This is a genomic window from Sorangium sp. So ce426 (genome assembly GCF_051475585.1).
GTDB lineage: Bacteria > Myxococcota_A > Polyangia > Polyangiales > Polyangiaceae > Sorangium > Sorangium cellulosum_B.
The window spans coordinates 1906036-1925461 of the sequence record NZ_CP150341.1 but is presented as its reverse complement, the minus strand read 5'-3'; the positions used below and the strand labels follow the sequence as shown (position 1 = coordinate 1925461).

General features: G+C 70.6%; 12 protein-coding genes. 10 read left to right on the top strand and 2 right to left on the bottom strand.

What is annotated here, in order from left to right:
• Window position 1: 1 nt before the first annotated feature.
• Window positions 2-787, bottom strand: a complete 786-nt coding sequence (locus WMF44_RS07250) for an SDR family NAD(P)-dependent oxidoreductase (RefSeq protein WP_437298394.1) — start codon at window positions 785-787, stop codon at window positions 2-4.
• Window positions 788-1811: 1024 nt separating this feature from the next.
• Here WMF44_RS07250 and WMF44_RS07245 point away from each other — a divergent pair.
• From WMF44_RS07245 to WMF44_RS07200, 10 genes are all read left to right on the top strand, one after another.
• Entirely contained in the window at window positions 1812-2813 is a 1002-nt protein-coding gene (locus WMF44_RS07245; protein WP_437298393.1) for a Vgb family protein, read from the top strand.
• A 159-nt stretch (window positions 2814-2972) separates the two neighbouring features.
• A complete protein-coding gene (locus WMF44_RS07240; RefSeq protein WP_437298392.1) occupies window positions 2973-4076 on the top strand; it encodes a PstS family phosphate ABC transporter substrate-binding protein in 1104 nt (367 codons plus the stop codon).
• Window positions 4077-4555: 479 nt separating this feature from the next.
• On the top strand, window positions 4556-7558 hold the full coding sequence (locus WMF44_RS07235) for a hypothetical protein (RefSeq protein ID WP_437298391.1): 3003 nt from the start codon (window positions 4556-4558) through the stop codon (window positions 7556-7558).
• A gap of 46 nt (window positions 7559-7604) precedes the next feature.
• Entirely contained in the window at window positions 7605-9476 is a 1872-nt protein-coding gene (locus WMF44_RS07230) for a DUF4397 domain-containing protein (RefSeq protein ID WP_437298390.1), read from the top strand.
• 146 nt (window positions 9477-9622) lie between these two features.
• A complete protein-coding gene (locus tag WMF44_RS07225; protein WP_437298389.1) occupies window positions 9623-12022 on the top strand; it encodes a lysyl oxidase family protein in 2400 nt (799 codons plus the stop codon).
• Between the two features lie 99 nt (window positions 12023-12121).
• A complete protein-coding gene (locus WMF44_RS07220) occupies window positions 12122-13897 on the top strand; it encodes a M16 family metallopeptidase (RefSeq protein ID WP_437298388.1) in 1776 nt (591 codons plus the stop codon).
• Between the two features lie 4 nt (window positions 13898-13901).
• Window positions 13902-15521 (top strand): M16 family metallopeptidase, encoded by a 1620-nt coding sequence (locus tag WMF44_RS07215; RefSeq protein WP_437298387.1) that lies wholly within the window; start codon window positions 13902-13904, stop codon window positions 15519-15521.
• On the top strand, window positions 15518-16321 hold the full coding sequence (locus tag WMF44_RS07210; RefSeq protein WP_437298386.1) for a phosphatase PAP2 family protein: 804 nt from the start codon (window positions 15518-15520) through the stop codon (window positions 16319-16321). The genes WMF44_RS07215 and WMF44_RS07210 overlap by 4 nt, the downstream gene beginning before the upstream one ends.
• 82 nt (window positions 16322-16403) lie before the next feature.
• Window positions 16404-16862, top strand: coding sequence for an SRPBCC family protein (locus WMF44_RS07205; RefSeq protein ID WP_437298385.1), 459 nt, complete (start codon window positions 16404-16406; stop codon window positions 16860-16862).
• Window positions 16863-17098: 236 nt separating this feature from the next.
• Window positions 17099-18079 carry a hypothetical protein gene (locus tag WMF44_RS07200; protein WP_437298384.1) on the top strand — a complete coding sequence of 327 codons (981 nt, stop codon included), beginning with the start codon at window positions 17099-17101 and terminating at the stop codon, window positions 18077-18079.
• Window positions 18080-18157: 78 nt separating this feature from the next.
• On the opposite strand, the gene WMF44_RS07195 is transcribed toward WMF44_RS07200, so the two are convergent.
• Window positions 18158-19321: a sigma-54 interaction domain-containing protein gene (locus WMF44_RS07195; protein WP_437301538.1), complete on the bottom strand. Its 1164-nt coding sequence runs from the start codon at window positions 19319-19321 to the stop codon at window positions 18158-18160.
• Window positions 19322-19426 lie beyond the last annotated feature (105 nt).

Sequence of the window (19426 nt, the reverse complement as noted above, 5' to 3'; positions counted from 1 at the left end):
CTCAGAACCCCGACCGGCGCGCCATCCGCCGCGAGAGCCAGCGCATGGGGCCAGGCGCCACGCGGGCGGCGAGGCTCGCGGTCTTCACGAACAGGCTCGTCTCCAGGACGTCGCGGCCCGCATCGACGGCGCGCACGATCATCTCGGCGACCTCGTCCGGGCTCTGCTTCTTGTGGCCGGGCGGGCGGTAGCCGACGTTGTCGTCGGTCACGACGGCGTTCGCGTGGAACGGGGTCTCGACCGGCCCCGGCCGCACCACGAGCACGCGCACGCCGCGCGACGAGAGCTCCGCGCGGAGCGACATCGCGAGCGCCTCCAGCGCGAACTTCGACGAGGCGTACGGGCCCATCCGCGGCGCCGCGACGAGCCCCGCGATCGAGGAGACCATGACGAGGGTGCCCTTCGTGGCCGCGAGGGGCTCGATCGCGAGCTGCGCGAGGCGCACGGGGGCGACGACGTTCAGCCGGTAGAGCGCCTCGAGCTCGGCGGGATCGATCTCGATCGACGGCGTGTAATAGCCGCGCCCGGCGTTGTTCACCAGCACGTCCAGCCGGCCGTACGCGCCGAGCGCCCGCTCGCAGAGCGCCTTGCGGTCCTCCTCGACGGTCACGTCGCCGGCCACCGCGAGGGCGTCGCCGCCCGCCGCGCGCACCTCCGAGGCGACCGCCTCGAGCGCGTCTCGCCCGCGCGCGCTCAGCACCACGCGCGCGCCGCGCTTCGCCCAGGAGAACGCGAGCGATCGACCGATTCCGCTGGATGCACCGGTGATGACGACGACGGGGGCCATGTCGGCGAGAGTACACGACCTCCGGATGCCGACGAGAAACTTGCTGCCGCCGGCCGCCCGCCGCGGGGCCAGAGGCCGGCAGCCGGCGGCCGCGCGCCCTGGCCTCCCCGTCTCGGGCGCAGCTGCCTGAAGGCGCGACCCCTGCTCTCGCAGGAGCGGCAGTATCGGGTGCTGGCGTTCTACCGTTCCGGCACAGGACCGTCGCACAGCTGACGTCCGAATCGTTCTCGAATGCATCCGCTCGTCGATCGAGGACAACAGGATCACGCCATCACAGGACACACGTCGGTAATACGTAACACAAACTTCGCGCATTTCGTCATCGCACCTACTATAGTCCGGCCCACACGAAGCCGCCGGGGGGCAAGGCGACCGTCCCCCCGCATAGCGAGCTATGACGTGTGGGTCTCGATTGCATCGACGCGCCCAAATCGCGCAAATGCGCGAGCGTTCGAGCGCGTCACCATTGCATTCTGACGCTGGGTGACCAGCAGAGACACGAGCGCTGCTCGTCCTCGCTCCGCCGTCCGGCAGCGCCGCGGCGGCATCTCGCGACCGTGCGGTGACCCGAATGGGTCCGGCCATCGTCTCCATGCAGCCATGGCCGTTCAATCAACCTGTTTGGCGTGTCCGGCCGGCGCGCGGTCCCGGCGTTGCGTTCTCATCGCGCGCGCCTGGCGCCGACACTCCATATACGCGCGGAACGTAATTTCCTCCGTGGCCATGTGGCTCGTTCTACGAGCAAACAGGTGCGAATCGATACAGGACGGAATCCGGTTCCGGGGAGGGAATGGGGGAAGCACCGTGTGTGCACGCAGTTTGCCGACGCAGTTCAGAACGGGGCGCCGAGCGGGATCGTGACGGACCGCTGACGAGCGTGAGCGCGAAGAGGCAGCGGTCGAGAGCGCGCGTAGCGCCGCTCTCGACGAGCAACGCCGGCGCGCGGCGCAGCCGCGGCATCCACAGATTCGTAACAGGAGATCTCGCGAGACGCTCTCAACCTCAAACCCTGATAGATAATAAAATGAAGAAGAAGTCGATTGTTGCCTTGTCGATGATGGTCGGCGCCGCCCTCATGGCGCAGGCGGAGCACGCGAGCGCCGGGCATTGCCCGGCGGCGTCCGCGGGAGACATCACAGAGTACGCCATTCCTTCGGGCGCCACGCCGGGGGCCATGACCTTCGGCCCTGACGGACGCGTCTGGTTCACCGAGCCCACCGCCAAGAAGATTGCAGCCGCGGATTACAGCGGCAACGTGACCGAGTACCCGCTCGCGGCCAACGCGAACCCGCTCGCCATCACCCTCGGTCCGGATGGCCGGATCTGGTTCACCGATTCAGCGAGAAACCAGATCGGGGCGATCACGAAGCGCGGCGTCGTGACCGAGTACGCTATCCCGACGAGCAACTCGCTCCCGTCCGCGATAACGCTGGGGTTCGACGGGAACGTGTGGTTCACCGAGACCCTCCGCAACAAGGTCGGACGCATCACGCCGGCCGGGGAGATCACCGAGTTCGCGCTCCCGACCGTCAACAGCCAACCGCGCGGGATCGCGGCTGGAGTCGATGGCAATCTCTGGGTCGCGGAGTCGTTCGCGAACAAGATCGCGCGGATCAGCACGTCCGGGACCGTGACCGAGTACCCGCTGCCGCCCTCGTCCGTGACCCCCAACGCGATGACGCTCGGGCCCGACCTCCAAATCTGGTTCACCATGACGGGCAAGATCGCGAAGATCGATACCAGCGGGACCGTGACGGAGTTCGCGCTTCCTGCGCCGAACCGCTCCCCCTCGAACATCACCCTCGGGCTGGACGGCAATCTCTGGTACACGGATCAGTTCGCGAACAAGATCGGACGCGTCACCACGAGCGGCGTCGTCACCGAGTTCGATCTCCCGCTCGCCAACTCTCGCCCGTTCGGAATCACGCTGCTCCCGTCGCTCCGGGGGTGCAGCCTCCTCGACATCTGGTTCACGGAGCGGCAGGGGAGTCGCCTCGGCAAGATCCGCACGGTGACCACTCACTGAGCGGCACGCGTCGCGAGAGATAGAGACTTGACCGCCTGCCGGCGAGCGCTTCGGCGGCCAGGCGGCCTTCGCTGCGTTGTTGGCTTGATAGATGGGCGCCGTGCACCGAGATGATCGAGGTGCACGAGAGCACCGTCACTCTGAACGATGGAGATGAACATGAACAAGATGGGCAAGCTGGTTCTTTCGGCGCTCTCGGTCCTCGGCCTCGCGGCGTGCGCCGTGAGCAGCACGGACGAGGCCGTGGTCCTTGGCGAGTCGGAGCAGGCGCTGAACAACGGTCCGACCTTCTCCAATGGCATCTTCGGATCGGACACGCTGCACAACGTGATGACGCAGGCGATCACCGAGTCGGGGGTGCCCCTCACCTACCTCGGCACCGGGTCGGGCAATGGCGAGAAGTGCATGCGCGGCCAACCGGTGGTTTATGGCGGCAATACGTATTGCAACGGGAGCAAGGATCAGACGATCGCCCCGATGTCCCGGGCCCTGAACAGTCCCCAGTCCGGCGAGGCAAGCCATTGCGTCGCGAAGGACGGCGTCGCTCTCTGGGTGGATTACCCCGAGACCGCTTCCAACGTGGCCCTCGCCAACGTGAAGGGCGGGTTCTGCGGCAACGGCGCCGGCGACGCCACCACCTGCGGCAATTTCGACACGTGGGGCGAGTTCACCACGGGCGCGTCGAACTCCGGGAACACCATCAATTTCTATCGCCGCGACGACGTTTCGGGCACGACCGAAGTGTTCAAGGCCCTCGTTGGCTGCACCACCTTCTGCTCCGGCGTCAAGGCCGTCACCGACGACGCGCTCGCCGGGCCGCGGCTCACGACCGATCCGGCGGGAACGGTGGGGACCCCGCACTCGTCGTCGCTCGTGGCGTACGGGGGCACGCGGTCCTCGTCCACGCCCTGCCTGATCGCCGACACGGCCACCGAGTGCCTGGGCTGGATCGCCGCGCTCAAGGCCGATGTGGTCGCGTACGCCGGCCTCGCGGCGCACATTTCGGGCGAGAACCATTCGCTCAATGTCAACACCGTGGCACCGACCGAGAGCAATATCCGCTCGGGGTCGTACCCGTTGTCGCGCTTCCTGTATGTCAATGAGGGCAACGGAAGCCGCGACAGCCTCGAGGATGCCTTCCTGGACTGGGCCTTCAACACCGATGCCTTGAGGTTCGAGGAGATTCTGGAGGAGAACGACTTCATCGCGTGCACGGATCCGGACCTCGGGGGCCACCAGCCGCTCGACTGCTCCTGCCCCTGATTCATCTCCTCCTGTTGTCCTGGCAGCTCGCCGGTCGCGGCGTGCTCGCGGAGCACCGCGCCGTGCGCCGGATTTCATGAGTTGAACGCGTCGTCCTTGCCGCCGGCTGGGGATCGCCGTGTGCCAGTAGCATCCCTGGTCGGCGAGCAGCGTTGCTCGGCTCGCCTTTGACGTCGTACAGCCGCTCAATCACCTCACTCTCAGCCTGACCGGAGATGACAAGCTCTCGGCGCACCGTCGCTTTGAACGATGGAGATGACATGAACGAGATGGGCCGGCTGGTTCTTTCGGCGGCGCGTAAGTCAATGAAGGCGCAATCATCTACGTCGGTGGGACCGCAATGGCGTCACGGGCCCGTGACAACCGGCATTCACGGTTGTTCCAGGAGCTCACCGGTGGCATTTCGGCCGCCGCGACTGTAGGGGGTTCGCCGCTGCGAGCCCGGGGAGTTGGCAGCGATGGGTCAAGGTCGGTGTTGGATGACGATGAGGTCGGTGGTGCTGCTGCTCGGGGTCGTGTCCCTGGCCGGGTACGGCTGCGGAGGTGACGACACCGGTGAGCCCCCGGAGGGCACGAGCGGCGGCGGCGCTACCAGCGGCGGTACCGGCGGCAGCGGCGGGGTCGCGGGCGGCCGAGGCGGCGGGGCCGGCGGTAGCGGCGGGGTCGCGGGCGGCGATAACAGCGGAGGCGGCGGCAGCGGCGGTGACGGGGGGGGCCCGCAACCGCGCCCGTGCACCCCGGTCCGATCGCACGAACCGATCCCTCAGCGCCACTCGGCGACGGTCGAAGATGCCCTCGATACCTTCAGCAACCTCTCGGGGGAGATCGAGATTCAATGTGGCAACTGCCACAAGGCCCCGGCAGAGCAAGGAGATTTCTCCTACACGGGCACCCCGGAAAACCTGTGCGACGCGCGCGGCAAGAGCGGCAAGACGCCCGTTGACGTCATGCTCAGCGGGGAAATGCCCTACAAGATCGGCGGGCAAGAGGCGCTCGGCCGGCGGGTGCAGGCGTGGATCGAGCAGGGGTGCCCCGCCGGCACGTACGTCCTCCCGAAGGGCGATATACACGTCGATCCCGACGTAGATTTCGTGACCCCGCGCGAGATCGGCGATGCGCTGACGGAGCTCGGGAGCTGCATCCCCGACGCCGACATCGTCGGCCGAGACGAGGAGGCGGACGAGCGCTTCGCCGCGACGCGATCGTTCGAGGACCTCCCGGTCAAGCTGTCGGAGACCGATTTCGTCTCGCTGGACGCCGAGGTGCTCGCGCGCAGGGGGACGCTCGCCTACGCGCCGACCTACCCTCTCTGGTCGGACGACGCGGCGAAGCTGCGCTTCGTGCACCTCCCGGCGGGACAGGCCATCACGTACGACCCGGACGCGAAGCGCCTCCGCGTCCCCCCGAACACCCGCCTCTACAAGACCTTCTTCAGGGCCGTGGTCGAGCCCGACGGCGTCACGCGATACCGCAAGATGGAGACGCGCATCATCGTGACGCGCGAGCAGCCCGAGGACGCGATCTTCGGCACGTACGTGTGGAACGCGGAGGAGACGAGCGCGAAGCTCCTCGGAACCGGGCTCGATCCGGCATCACCGGACAGCAGGGAGCTCTACCTGAACGGCGAGCCGTTCCCCGACTACGTCCGCCCTTACACGGCCGACGAGACCACCGGCGCACTGCAGAGCTACGCCGTGCCCGGCGCGACGCGATGCGTGGCGTGCCACTCGGGCTCGGAGAGCGAAAGCTTCGTCCTCGGCATCACGCCCTTCCAGCTCCACAAGCGACCCAAAGGGGAAGGCGGCGTCTACACGCCGGACGTGCTCGCCGATGAGCTCAATCAGCTCGAGCGTCTCCTCGCGTACGGCGTCGTGCGCGGCACGTCGGCGACCCTCACGCCCGACGCCTTCCCCAAGCTGGAGGAGTCTGCGCTGCCCCGCCGGCCGCGCAACGCCGACGAGCTGAACATGCAGGCCTACATGGCGGGCAACTGCGCCCATTGCCATAACCCGCGCGGCTATGCGGTGGCGAGCAAGGCGACGCTGCGAGGCCTGGACATGTCGCCTGGCGGAAGCGTCTTCGGGTTTCACATGGATACCATGGGCTCGGACGGGCTGTCCTACTTTCCTTCGATGCCCACACCCTTCGATGAGCTCGCCATCCAGAACTCCGTGCCCGGCGGGGGGATCTACCGTCGGGTCGTCCTGCCCACGGGAGCGTGGACTCTCCGTGAATTCGGCCTGCCCGTGCCCAACGAGGAGTTGGGCTCATTCTTCAATCTCCACATGCCGATGCATACGGCGTCTGTGGACTGCCGCCTGCCGGTCCTCGTGGCGCGCTGGTGGGCGTCGGTGCCGCGCGATTACGAGCGCGGGGGACAGGAGGCGCCGGAGGATCCGGAGGCGATCGAGCTCGCCGTTCGCGCGGCGGACGCCGCGGAGGCGCGCGCCCTTCACGACTGCGAGCAACATCGCGCCATCGGGTGGGTGCTCGAGGACACGACCGAGCGCTATCCCTATGTCCCGCGCAACATCGACTGGAAGACGAAGCTCGACGACTGGATCCGCGCGGAGGAGGTGACGAGCGAGCACGAGGCGCTGGCGAAGAAGGTCTACGCTCAGGGGTTCTTCGTCCCACGCTGCGCGTTCCCGGGGGATGCGCCAGAGCCCGAGACAGTGGAGCAGTGGATGATCAATCCGGGGACCGGGAGGCCGCGCCAGCCGTGGAGCGCGATCTACTGGGCCAACCCGGGGGAGCATATCTACGCCGGTGTCTGCGCGAACTGCCATGGGATCTATGGTGACGCCCAGACCGGCGCGGCCAGGGCGCTCCGCGCGACCTCGGGGGCGAGGGTGGCGAGCTTCGTGGACGGGCTCTTCGGCCCGCGCTGGGCGCCCAACGAGAACCTCGCCACGTTCCATGGCCCCGACGCCGGGGAGGACGACCTCGGCCCCGACGGGGCGGCGAAGTACCTCGTCTGGATGGCGACCGGGGGGACCACCATCTCGTTCGGCCGTACCCCGGAGGAGGAAAGGACCTTCTTCAATGTCTTCGTGAACAATCGGATAGTGACCGCGGTGCCGATCCCGCTCGATCTGGAGACCGCGAAGGCCACCTTCAAGCGATCGAGGGCGAACATGCTCGGCGTCGCGCGCGCCGCCTGCGATGAGCTCCGCACCGATGCTCATCGATACGGAGCCCGCTATGACGCCGCGGCGGCGAGCGGAAACTGGAATAGCATCCTGAGCAATGCGGTGGCGCCGGAGTTCGGCGTGCCCATGTGGAGGGACGTGTGCACGCTCAGGAATCCTCTCACGGATGGGCTCCGCGCCGCGGACGCGAGCTCGCCGGAGGTCGATGCATGGCTCCGGAGAGCTGTCTTCAACGCCGGCGTGATGGCCTACATCTACATGCGTGACGAGCTGACAAAGGGAGTCATCGCGGTTCCGCGTGACGCCTGCGAGCTGAAGTTCCCGAGGTAGTGAATCGTTCTGGCGCGTGCGACGCGCTGCACGGAGATGTGTTACGATGAAGATGCGTCAACGATGGCTGATCATGGTGGGTGCGCTGGCCCGGCTCTCGATCTTCACGAGCGCTTGCGGGGACGACGGTACCTCATCACAGTCGGGGCAAGGCGGAGGTGGAACCACGAGCGCCAGCGCCAGCACGTCGTCGGGCGGTAGCTCTGGCGGCGCCGGCGGTACGGGCGGTGCTGGCGGCGCCGGCGGTACGGGCGGTGCTGGCGGCGCCGGCGGCGGCGACGCGGGTGGCACGGGCGGCACGGGCGGCGGCGGTGACACGGGCGGCGGCGAGGCGGGCGGCGCCGGCGGCACGGGCGGCAGCGGCGGCGCAGGTAGCGCCGGCACCACGGGCGGCAGCGGCGACGCGGGCGGCGCCGGCGGCACGGGCGGCGGCGATCCGGAGGAGTGTGGCCTGCCGCCGGACACCGACCCTGAACCCAAGGTCCGGTTCATCAACGCCCTTTTGCCAAATCGCGTGAACACCCCGGTAGGGGCCGGCGATCCGCCTGCGCTCCGCCTCTACGTGAACGGGGCGTCGGTACCCGACATCGAGGCAGTGTCGCCCAGCAGGGTCGCCGCGTCGGTCACGAAGTACGCCAAAGTGACGGCGGGCGCGATCACCTTCTCGGCACGGAGCGATGATGGAACCGGTGGCGCAGGCGATGCGCTCACGATCTCGGCGGATCCGCTGACGGTCGCCCCTGGGGCGCGCTACACGATCGTGGCCATCGGGATCCTGGGCACGACGTCCACCACCAGCAAGCCGCGGCTTCTCATCGAAGAAGAGAAGTTCACGACGCCTTCATGCAGCGAGGTCGCGTTGCGCTTCGTGAACGCCGACTCCAACTTGTGGAATCCGAAATCGTTCTACATCGACCGGAGCGCCACGGCCGCCGCGGCCCTCGACTGGTTCACCGCCAGCGCTCCAGAAGGCCTGCTCGTGCCCCTGTCGACCCGGTCGATCACGGTCACCGCGTCGAGGTCCTTCGGTCCGACGGGTCAGGCGCCGTTCTCGCTCGCCGCGGCATCGCTCATCGGCGGGCGATCGTACTTCGTCGTCGAGACCGGGGAGCCGACCCGCGTCGCCAACGACGCGCGCGCACACGGCCTGCTCGTCGTCCCGGCGGGGGACGACTCGCCTGCCGTCTTCGTCAGGCGGGATCCGCTCGTCTACCTCTTCCATGCGTCGCCGCCGCCCACGCCATCGTCCCTCGCGGTGTATTCGGGCACGGAGAGGATCGCCATCAACCTGAAGTATGCGCAGGTGCCGACGTACACCGATCTGCTGCCGGGGGAGTCGACGCTCTCGCTCGTCGCGCCCGGTACCGGCGAGGGAGGCGCGGGTGACACCGTGGTGGTCGACGGTCAGCGGACGGGCCCACTGGACCCCGGCACGATCTACCTGGGAGGCCTGCTCGGCACCACCGGAGGGACGGGCGATAAGGCGCTGCAGCTCAAGCTGTGGAGGGTTCAGCCGGACCTGACCGGGACGTTCACCACCCCTCGCGTCCTGTTGATCAACGCCTCGGCCACAGCGCCCTCGGTGGATCTCGGCTACTGGTCGGTCAACGCAGACGGGACCCGAGGCGACACCTTCACGCCCGTGCACACCGACGTCGCGTACGCGTCAGCGAGCGCCACTACCGGCGTCGATTTCGTGCCGCCGCGCGCCGCCGACCAGCAATGGTTAGGAGTTCGACCGGCCGGATCCGCCGACGCCATCCGGAGCGTTGCGAGAACCCTGCCAACGAACTGGTATGCCGCTGTCCTCCTGGGAGACTGGAGCTCATCCGACCCAGCGAGCGCCGCGCAGCTCATGTTCGTGAGAGGCTTCGGCATCGCCCCCGCGTCCATTCCGGTGACGTTACCGAGCCCCTGACCGGTCGAAATCCTGCGCCCCCCGCTCGACCGTACGATTTCTCCCCGCGCGCCCCCTTACGATACGCAGCTTGCCTGACGGCCTGCCGGAGCGGCACACGCCTTCCGGCCCGCGCGGCTCGTCTGCTACTGCTGACCAGGGTGCACATGAAGAACGTCGTCGAAGCGCTGTTGATGGGGTCATGGCTCCTGGCGGCCGCCGCATGCGGCGATGACGGGCCGACCGAGCCGCCCTCGAGCGCGGCAGGCGGCGGCGGTGCGTCCGGGAGCGTCCGTTGCCCCGGCTCGGACATCGTGTGTCCCGGGGGCGCGCGGTGTCAGATCGACGCCGAGGGCAGGCCGTCGGGCTGCGCCGCCGCGTGCGACGGGGCGCGCGCCTGCGGCGACGCGGCGTGCTGCAGCCCCGGCGCCGCGTGCGTGCGCGGCGGCTGCGAGGCGGCGGACCTCGTGCTCGGGCCCCCGGAGCGAGGAGAGCCCGTCACGTTCGCCACGGTCCGCGTGGACGAGGACGCGTGCGAGCTGCTGCATGGGTGCTTCGGCGCGAGCGGCCGGCGGGCGCTCATGCGCTTCCACGTCTCGCTCGAGAACGCCGGCGACGTTCCGCTCGACCTCGGCGTGCCCTCGGAGAGCGACGTCTTCGCGCCGAACTTCTGCGAGGGCAGCTACGTCGTCCCGCGCTTCTTCCGCGCGCGCCTCAGCCAGGGCGGCGCGGTGGTCGCCGAGGCCGAGCTCGACGCGCGCTGCGTCGCGATGCCAGGCGGCCAGTACGGCTGCGACGCGCAGGGCCTCGGCCCGGGAGAGCACGTGGAGCAGCCCGGCACCGTGGCGTGCAACGCCCTCGACGTGACCGGCGTCCCGGCCGGGCTCTACGAGCTCGAGATCACCGTGAACCCGAACAGGACCGTCGCCGAGGCGCGCTTCGACAACAACACGATCGTCCTCCCGGTCGATTACCCCGCCTGCGACGGCGCGATCTGCGGCGGCGCGTGCTGCCCCAGCGGCCACGCGTGCGAGGCCGGCGTCTGCATCGTGCCCGACCTGCGCCCGGACAGGCAGCGCATCGTCGACACGATCCGGTTCTCGTACCAGACGTTCCCCAGAGACGCCTGCGAGCTCATGGAAAGGTGCATCGGCGGCCCGGGCCGGCGGCATCTCCTCGAGTTCGAGGGGCGCGTCGAGAACGCAGGGCCCGGCCACCTCGACCCCGGCCCCGAGGTGAGCAGCCCGCTCTTCGAGTATGCGCAGTGCCACCAGCACTTCCATTTCCTGGACTTCGCCGATTACCGGCTGGTCGACGCGGAGGGCGAGGTCGTCTCGCTGGGGCACAAGCAGGCGTTTTGCCTCGTCGACATGGAGCCCCTCGACCCTTCGTCCCCCGCGCCGCGCGGCTACCCGACCTCCGGAGGCATGGGGTGCAACTTCCTGAGCGCGGGGTGGGCCGACACCTACGACGTCGGCACGCCGTGCCAGTGGGTCGACGTGACGGACGTGCCCGAGGGGGACTACACCCTCCGCGTCACCGTCAACCCCATCGGCGCGATCGCCGAGCAAGCGATCGAGAACAACGTGGTCGAGGTGCCCGTCCACGTCCCGGCGTTCGCGCCCTGCGAGCCCGAGCCCGAGATCTGCGGAGACGCGGTGGACCAGGACTGCGATGGGCTCCCCGACGACGGCTGCGAGGGCGAGGGGTGCGCCTCCCCGGTGCCCGAGGTGTGCGGCAACGCGGTCGACGAGAACTGCAACGGCGTCCCGGACGACGGCTGCGCGCCGATCCCGGGCGCCGACAGCTGCGAGACGCCGGGGGAGCTGGCGGGCTCGATGGATTACGCGGCGGAGATCACGGCCGGGAACACCTCCGACGTCGCGCTGCCGTGCGGCGGCGGCGGCGGCGGCGGCGAGGTGTTCTTCCGGTTCACGCTCCCGTCCGACGAGGTCGTGTACCTCGGCACCCTGGCGTCGGACGTCGACACGGCGCTCGCGGTGCTCGAGGGCGACGGGTGCGGCGGCCCCCCCGTCGGCTGCGCGGCCAGCAGCTGCGGCGACGCCGCGCCGGGCGCGCACTTCGCGGCCAGGCTCCGGGCCGGGACCTACACGGTCGTGGTCAAGGCCGCGCACCCCGAGGCGCGCGGCACGGTCCGCCTCAGGTTCCAGCGCGCGTCGTGCCTCGGCGAGAGGGCCGGGGTCATCCCGGGCAGCGGGCTCATCAGCGGCGACACCACCGGGGCGCCGATCCCTCCCAGCTCCCTGTGCGGCGCGAGCAGCCCTGAGCAGACGTTCTATGTCCCGGTCTGCCCGGGGATGTCCACCGTTGTGTCCTCATGCGGCCTGACCGACTTCCCGATGACGATCAAGACCGCGGACGACGCATGCAATCCCATCAACATCGAGTGCTTCGGCCCGCTCAGCGCATGCGCGGGCGAGAGGGAGGGCGTGAACTCCCGGATTTACGGGGCACGACCTGGAGGGAGCCTCGGCGCCATCACCGTGAAGGGGCGTACTCCGGTGGATTTCGGGCCGTACCAGCTCTTCATCGCGCCATTCCAGTGACAGGGGCGCGGCGCCGGGCGTGAACGTACAGCGCCGCGCCCCCATTCCACGAGCGAAGTTTGCGCTCGACGTCGGGCAATCTGCGCTAAAACCGCGCCCATGCGAGCCCACCATCGGTCCGAACGGACGCGCCTCCGGGCGCTCTCGTCCCTGTCCAGCGCGCTCGTCGCCGCGCTCGGCCTGACGTTGCCCGCCTACGCCGCGCCCCCGGCCGCAGCGCCGGCGCAGCCTGCGGCGGCTCAACCTGCGGCGGCTCAACCTGCGGCCAAGCCCGCGCCGCAGCCCGCGGCGGCGGCGCAGGTCGCGCCGGCGGCTCCGCCCGCGGCGGCGGCGAGCAGCGTGAGCGTCGCGATCCCGGTCGAGAAGTACACGCTGGAGAACGGGCTCGAGGTGGTCCTGCACGAGGATCACCGCACGCCCGTCGTGGCCGTCAACGTCTGGTACCACGTCGGCTCCAAGGACGAGCCGCGGGGGAAGAACGGCTTCGCGCACCTGTTCGAGCACGTCATGTTCCAGGGCTCGAAGCACGTGGGCGAGGACATGTTCTTCAAGTACCTGGAGCGGGCCGGCGCGAGCGATCGCAACGGGACGACGAACACCGACCGCACCAACTACTTCGAGACCGTCCCCGCCAACGAGCTCGCGCTGGTGCTCTGGCTGGAGAGCGACCGGATGGGGTGGCTGCTCGACCACGCGAACGACGCGACCTTCACGAGCCAGCGCAATGTCGTGAAGAACGAGCGCCGCCAGAACTACGAGAACGCGCCCTACGGCCTCGTGCCTCAGTTCCTCCGCGCGGCCCTGTTCCCGGAGAGCCACCCCTACCACCTGCTGACCATCGGCACGCCCGAGGATCTCGACGCGGCGCAGATGGACGACGTGAAGGCCTTCTTCCGGACGTTCTACGTGCCCAACAACGCGACCCTCGTCGTGGCGGGCGACATCGACCGGAGCAAGGCGAAGGAGCTCATCCAGAAGTACTTCGGCCCCATCGCGAAGGGCGCCCCGCCGCCCGTGGCGACGAAGCCCGACCCCGGCGACCTCGCGACCGAGAAGCGCCTCGACATCGAGGCGGACGTCGAGCTGCCCCGCGTGACGATCAGCTGGGTGACGCCGCCGAGCTTCGCGCCCGGCGACGCCGAGCTCGACCTCGTCGCCAACGTCCTCGCCTCGGGCAAGACGAGCCGCCTCTACAAGAAGCTCGTGTACGATCTCCAGATCGCGCAGGACGTCTTCGCGTTCCAGCAATCGAGCCAGCTCGCCAGCACCTTCCAGATCACGGCGACGCTGAAGAAGGGCAAGTCGCCCGAGCAGGCCCTGAAGCTCATCGACGCCGAGCTCGATCGGCTGCGCAAGGCGCCGCCGACGAAGGACGAGCACGACCGGGCCCAGGCCAAGCTGCTCTCGGAGCTGGTCTTCAGCATGGAGCAGGTGACGGCCCGCGCGAACGCCATCAACAACTACAACCAGCTCACCGGCGATCCGGGGTACTTCCCGAAGGACGTGGCCAGGTACGAGAAGGCCACCGCCGCCGACCTGCAGAAGGCGACCGCGGATCTCCTGCCCCAGGGCAGGCGCGTAGTCGCCCTCGTCACACCGAAGCCGGGCGCCCCGAAGGCCGGGCGCCTCGTGAAGCAGAGCGGGGCGGCGACGCCCGCGGCGGCGGGCGCGAAGCCCACCACCGCGGCGCCGTCGGCAGCGGCGAGCGTGAAGCCCGCGGTCGCGGCGCCCGCGGCCGCGCCGGCAGGCGCGAAGCCCGCGGCCGCGCCGGCGACCGACAAGCCGGCGGCCGCGCCGGCCATCATGAAGCCCGCTGGCGACAAGCCCGCGGTCGACAAGCCTGCGGCCGGGCCGGCCGCGCCGAAGGGGGGTTGAGCCCATGCGCATGAAACGAACCGTCTCCGCCTCGCTCGCAGCCGTGGCGCTCGCCGCCTGCGCTCCGGTCACGTCGACGCCGCCCCCCGCGCCCCCTGGCGCGCCGCCCCCCGCCGCGGCGCCGCCCGCCGCCGCCCCGGCGGACGACTTCCGCAAATCGCCGCCTCCCCCCGGGCCGGAGGTGGTCTTCCAGCCGCCGCGGATCGAGGAGGCGAAGCTCGCGAACGGGATCCGCGTCCTCGTCGTGGAGCGGCACGAGCTGCCGATCGTGGCCGTGGACGTGACGACCGTCCGCGGCGCCGACCAGGCCGAGCCTGGCGTCGGCGCGTTCGCGGGCGCGATGCTCATGCAGGGCACCAGGACCCGCAGCGCGCTTTCGCTCAGCGACGCGCTCGGCAAGCTCGGCGCGAGCTTCTCGTCCGCGGTCGGCTTCGACGGCGGCGGCGTGCAGGGCCAGAGCGTGACGCCGCGGTTCGGGGAGATGCTCACGCTGCTCGGCGACGCGTACATGAACCCGGCCTTCGCGCCGGCGGAGATCGAGCGCGAGCGGTCGCGCCGCATCACCCAGCTCGCCGAGATGAACGACCGCCCCGCGTCGCTCCTCTCCATCGCCCAGGCCCAGGTCCTCTACCCCGAGGGCCACCCGTACAGCGCGCCGCTGATCGGCACCGAGGCGGCGCTGAAGAAGATCACGGTGGGCGCCCTGGCGAAGTTCCACGCCGCGCAGTTCCGGCCGGAGCTGACGACCGTCGCCATCGCCGGGGACATCACCAAGGCCGACGCGGTGAAGGAGGTGGAGCGGGTCTTCGGCGCCTGGAAGGGCCCGGCCTCTGCGCCGCCCGCCCCCGCGAAGGCGGCGATCCCCGCCGATCCGCCGGCGATCGCCGCGGGCGCGCCGCGCGTCGTCGTCGTCGACAGGCCAGGGCTCACGCAGTCGACCGTGACGGTGGCGCTTCCGGGCGTGCCGCGCGCGACGGCGGACTACGACGCGCTGCTCGTGATGAACACCCTCCTCGGCGGGCAGTTCTCGAGCCGGCTCAACCTGAACCTGCGCGAGAAGCACGCCTACACCTACGGCGCGCGCTCCGGCTTCGACATGCGCCACGGAGCGGGCCCGTTCTCCGCGGGCGGCGCCATCGTGCGGGAGAACACGGGCCCCGCCGTGCGGGAGATCTTCGCGGAGATCGACCGGATGCGGAGGGAGCCCGTCACGAACGAGGAGCTCGCGGACGCCAAGGCGAACCTCATCCGCCAGCTGCCGGCGCGCTTCGAGACGGCGGACGCGACAGCGTCGACGATGGCGGGCCTCGCGGTCTACGAGCTGCCGCTCGACGAGTACGCGACGCGACCGGCGAGGCTCCAGCGGATCACGCCCGCGGACGTGCAGCGGGTCGCGCAGAAGTACCTCGTGCCCGAGCAGCTCCGGGTCGTCCTGGTGGGGGACGCCGGCGCTGTCGGAGAGCAGCTCTCGGCGTTGCAGCTCGGTGAGGTCATCGTGCAGAAGGCGAAAGGCGTGGCGGCCGGACCGGCGGCCAGCAAGCCGGCGGCGCCCGGCAAGCCGGCGGCGCCCGCCGCGCCCCAGGCTGCGAAGCCCGCCGCGCCCGCCGCAGCGAAGAAGCCGTGAGGTACGCCGGGCCGCTCGCCTGCGCGTGCGCGCTGGCGTGGAGCGCGCCCGCCGCCGCGCAGGCGGGGCCGGCGGCCCCGGACTGGGCGTTCGGCGCGCCGGGCGGCGAGGCGGCCCTCGCCGCGGCCTGCACGGCGTCGCTCGCGACGTACCTGCTCCCCCAGCGGCGCTCCGGGTGGGGCGCCGCCTCGAGCGAGGAGCGCAACGACGCGATCGGCCTCGCCAGCGACATCACCGGCGCCGCGGCGGGCACGCTGCTCCTCCTCGGCGGCGGGTACGCCCTCGAGGGCAGCTACCTCGCGGGCGCCGGCATCCGCCGCCCCTACGCGCGGGCGCTCAGGACATCGCTCATCGAGGTCGAGGCTGTAGCGCTGTCGACCGGCCTATCGAACGTGATCAAGCGCCTGTCGGGCCGGTGCCGGCCGCGCTCGTGGCGGACCGATCGGTGCGGCGAGACCGACCTCGATTTCGACGCCTTCCCCTCGGGTCACACGACCCCGGTGGCCGCCATCGCGGGCGCGCGCCTGAACCTCGCGCTGCGCACGACCGGCGACGCCGCGCCGCGCCTCGGCGCGCTCGCCCTCGCCGAGGCGGCCACGGTGGTGACGATGGCGCTGCGGATCGGCGCCGGCGCGCACTCGTGGCAGGACGTCGGCGCCGGCATGATCCTGGGCCACGTGACGGGCTTCGCGATCGCGGCCGTCCACCCGATCCGGCCGAGCGAGGCCAGGTACGCGGCCGGCGTGATGCCCGGCCCGCCCCCCGAGCCCGCCGCGATCACCTGGTCGTGGGCGTTCTGATGCCACGTCCATAGGCCGCCAGGAGCGGCGGTGATGCGCGTGCGCTCCTCGAAGAGCGGCGTGACGCGATCCATGCTCGCGCATGCCCACCTTCGAGAAGCGCACGCGCATCGCCGCGCCCCCCGAGCGGGTCTTCGCCTTCCACGAGGAGCCTGACGCCCTCGAGCGCCTCACGCCCCCCTGGGAGCACGCGCGCGTGCTGGAGAAGACGGGCGGCATCCTCGTCGGCGCGCGCGTGGTCGTGGAGACGCGCGTCGGCCCCGTCCCGCTGCGCTGGGTCGCGGAGCACACGCAGTACGAGCGGGGCCGGATGTTCCAGGACACGCAGCGCAGCGGGCCGTTCAAGCGCTGGGTGCACACGCACCGCATGGACCCCGACGGCTCGGGCGGCTGCCACCTCACGGACCGCGTGGAGTACGAGCTCCCGCTCGGCGCGATCGGCCGGCTCGGCGGCGGCCTCTTCGTCCGGCGCAAGCTGGAGCGGATGTTCGACTACCGCCACGAGGTGACGCGACGGGCCTGCGAAGCACCGCCGCGGTAGCCCGCTCGCCGACCGCCGCGCGGCCGACACGCCCCCTGGTTGCCAAGGCGTACGCCGGACCCAAGTAAGCGTTGCGCGTCCGGCGAGGCAGGCGTGGCGTTGATGAATTGACTCATTCCGCGTCGGTCGACGCGGCCATTTGGATTTCTGCGTGCCTCCGATGCGCTGGAGTAAGGTGGGCGCGGGAGACGAGCAGAACTTGGCCGCTCACCACCCTTTCGGCGTAGTCACGCGCCGTGCCGAGCACACCGCACGAGGTTTTGATCGTCGCATTGCGTGAGCAGCCGGGGTTGCTCGGCGCGCTCGTCTCCAAGCTCACCGGCGTGCGGCTGCCGCGACGCCTCAAGCCCGCCGACGCCACGCTCCGCTTCGTGAAGCCGGCGGAGCTGCGGCTCGATCTCGTCCTTCATGGCGGCCGGCGCCGCTGGGTCCTGGTCGAGCTGCAGCGCAGCGTCGATCCGGCCAAGCGCCGCCGGTGGCCCCTCGCGGCCAGCCTGCTCTTCAGTCAGACCGGCGCGCTCGGCGACGTGATCGTCATCACCGCGCGCCGCGCCGTCGCCCGCTGGGCCGAGCGCGTGGCGTGCGTGCGGACGCGCCTCGGGACCGTGCTCCAGCTCAAGCCGGTCGTGCTCCACCTCGGCCACGCCGAGGGCAAGGCGTTGCTCGACGAGCGCCACCCGGAGCTCGCGCTCTTCGCGGCCTGGGCCATGCAGCACCGCCATGGGCCTGCGGCGCGCGCCGTCGTCGAGCGCGCGTTCGAGCTGACCGAGCGATTGCCACGCGCGTTGCGACGGGCCCAGCAGCGTGCGATCCTCTCCGTGCTCAGCGAGCGGATGCTGGAGCTCCTCAGAGAGGCATCGATGAATCCCGACAAGATCCCGGAGACACCCGCTGCCCGGAAGCTCCGCCTCTTCCTCGAAGCACAGGGACGGAAGAAGGGCCGAGCCGAGGGCGAGGCCAAGGGCCGAGCCGAAGGCGAGGCCAAGGGCCGTCAAGACGCGCTGCTCACGCTGTTGCGGGCGCGCGGGCTCTCCCCCTCGCAGGACGACGAGGCGCGCATCCGGGCCTGCGCGGACGCGGCGAAGCTCGATCGGTGGATCGCGCAGGCGGCCACGGCCACGACGGTGCGAGAGGCCCTCGGGATGAAGGCCCCGGGCGCGAGGGCTCGCCCCCGCACGCCGGGTCGCCCCCGGCCGGCCTCCCCCTCGCGCTCCTGAGGCGCCCCCGCCGGCCTCGCTCGCCTCACCGAGCCCACGTGCCCCGCACAGCCGAGCTGACGCGCGCGCAGCGTTCGCTCAGGTCGTCCCCGGGGCGCGCGGCGCGGGGCTCGCCTCCCCTCGCCCGAACGCGGCGGCCGCCGCCCCGCCGCGCGACGCCCGGTAGCGCGCCAGCTCCCCGAACTGCGCGAGCCGCGCGCGCACGATGTTCCTGCTGATGCCGAGCAGCCTCGCCGTCTGGAGCTGGTTGCGATCGCAGTAGCGGTACGCCGTCCGGATGATCGTCTCCTCGATCTGCTCGTGCAGGTTCGGCAGGTTCTGCTCGAACAGCGCGAGCAGCGCGCCCTCCAGCGCCGTCGCCTGCGGCGTCGGCCTGACCTGCGACACGGCGTCCGTCGCCCCCTGCTCCGGCGGAGGAATGCTGGCCCCCGCTTTCGGCAGGAGCGCCGTGAGGCGCAGATCCGCCGGGGTGACCTCCTGGCCTTTGCAGACCAGGAGCGCGTGGTGCATCGCGTTCTCGATCTCCCGGATGTTCCCGGGCCACGGGTGCCCGAGGAGCCGCGCCGTCGCCTCCGCCGTGAGCACGGCGGGCTCCGAGCCGAGCCGGTGCGCGTAGAGATCGAGGAAGTAGCGCGCCAGCGGGAGGATGTCGCCCGGCCGCTCGCGCAGCGGCGGGAGCGCCAGCGTCGCCACGTTGAGCCGGTAGAAGAGATCCTCGCGGAACTTCCGCGCGATCACCGCCTCCTCCAGGTTCACGTTGGTCGCCGCGATGAGCCGCACGTCGATCGGGATCGGCTGGCGCGAGCCGAGCCGCACCACCTCGCGCTCCTGCAGCACGCGGAGCAGCTTGACCTGGAGCGGCAGCGACAGATCCCCGATCTCGTCGAGGAACAGCGTCCCGCCGTCCGCGGCCTCGAACCACCCGGCCTTCGAGTTCGTCGCCCCCGTGAAGGCGCCCTTCTCGTGGCCGAACAGCTCGCTCTCGACGAGGGACTCCGACCAGGCGCCGCAATTGACCGCCACGAAGGGCCGCCCCCGCCGGTGGCTCAACGCGTGGATGTGACGGGCCACGATCTCCTTGCCCGTGCCGGTCTCCCCCGTCACGAGCAACGTCGCGTCGCTCGGCGAGAGCTGCCGGATCCGCTCGAGGATCGCCTGCGAGCGTGGATCCTCGAAGACAAGGGCCTTGGCGCGCACAGAAAGGGCCGGCGAGCTCGTGTTGGGAAGCGTGAGCAAGGGCATCGTCATCGGGCTTTACTCACCATGATAGCGGATGGTTCGTCCATTATAACGGATGGTCCTGTCATGCGCCAGAGATCTTTCTCTGGCGCGGCCTCACCGGCTGTC

Bases quoted from the DNA above. Each gene is read 5' to 3' on its own strand.
- WMF44_RS07250 (WP_437298394.1), bottom strand. From the start codon at position 787: ATGGCCCCCGTCGTCGTCATCACCGGTGCATCCAGCGGAATCGGTCGA.
- WMF44_RS07245 (WP_437298393.1), top strand. From the start codon at position 1,812: ATGAAGAAGAAGTCGATTGTTGCCTTGTCGATGATGGTCGGCGCCGCC.
- WMF44_RS07240 (WP_437298392.1), top strand. From the start codon at position 2,973: ATGAACAAGATGGGCAAGCTGGTTCTTTCGGCGCTCTCGGTCCTCGGC.
- WMF44_RS07235 (WP_437298391.1), top strand. From the start codon at position 4,556: ATGACGATGAGGTCGGTGGTGCTGCTGCTCGGGGTCGTGTCCCTGGCC.
- WMF44_RS07230 (WP_437298390.1), top strand. From the start codon at position 7,605: ATGAAGATGCGTCAACGATGGCTGATCATGGTGGGTGCGCTGGCCCGG.
- WMF44_RS07225 (WP_437298389.1), top strand. From the start codon at position 9,623: ATGAAGAACGTCGTCGAAGCGCTGTTGATGGGGTCATGGCTCCTGGCG.
- WMF44_RS07220 (WP_437298388.1), top strand. From the start codon at position 12,122: ATGCGAGCCCACCATCGGTCCGAACGGACGCGCCTCCGGGCGCTCTCG.
- WMF44_RS07215 (WP_437298387.1), top strand. From the start codon at position 13,902: ATGCGCATGAAACGAACCGTCTCCGCCTCGCTCGCAGCCGTGGCGCTC.
- WMF44_RS07205 (WP_437298385.1), top strand. From the start codon at position 16,404: ATGCCCACCTTCGAGAAGCGCACGCGCATCGCCGCGCCCCCCGAGCGG.
- WMF44_RS07195 (WP_437301538.1), bottom strand. From the start codon at position 19,321: ATGCCCTTGCTCACGCTTCCCAACACGAGCTCGCCGGCCCTTTCTGTG.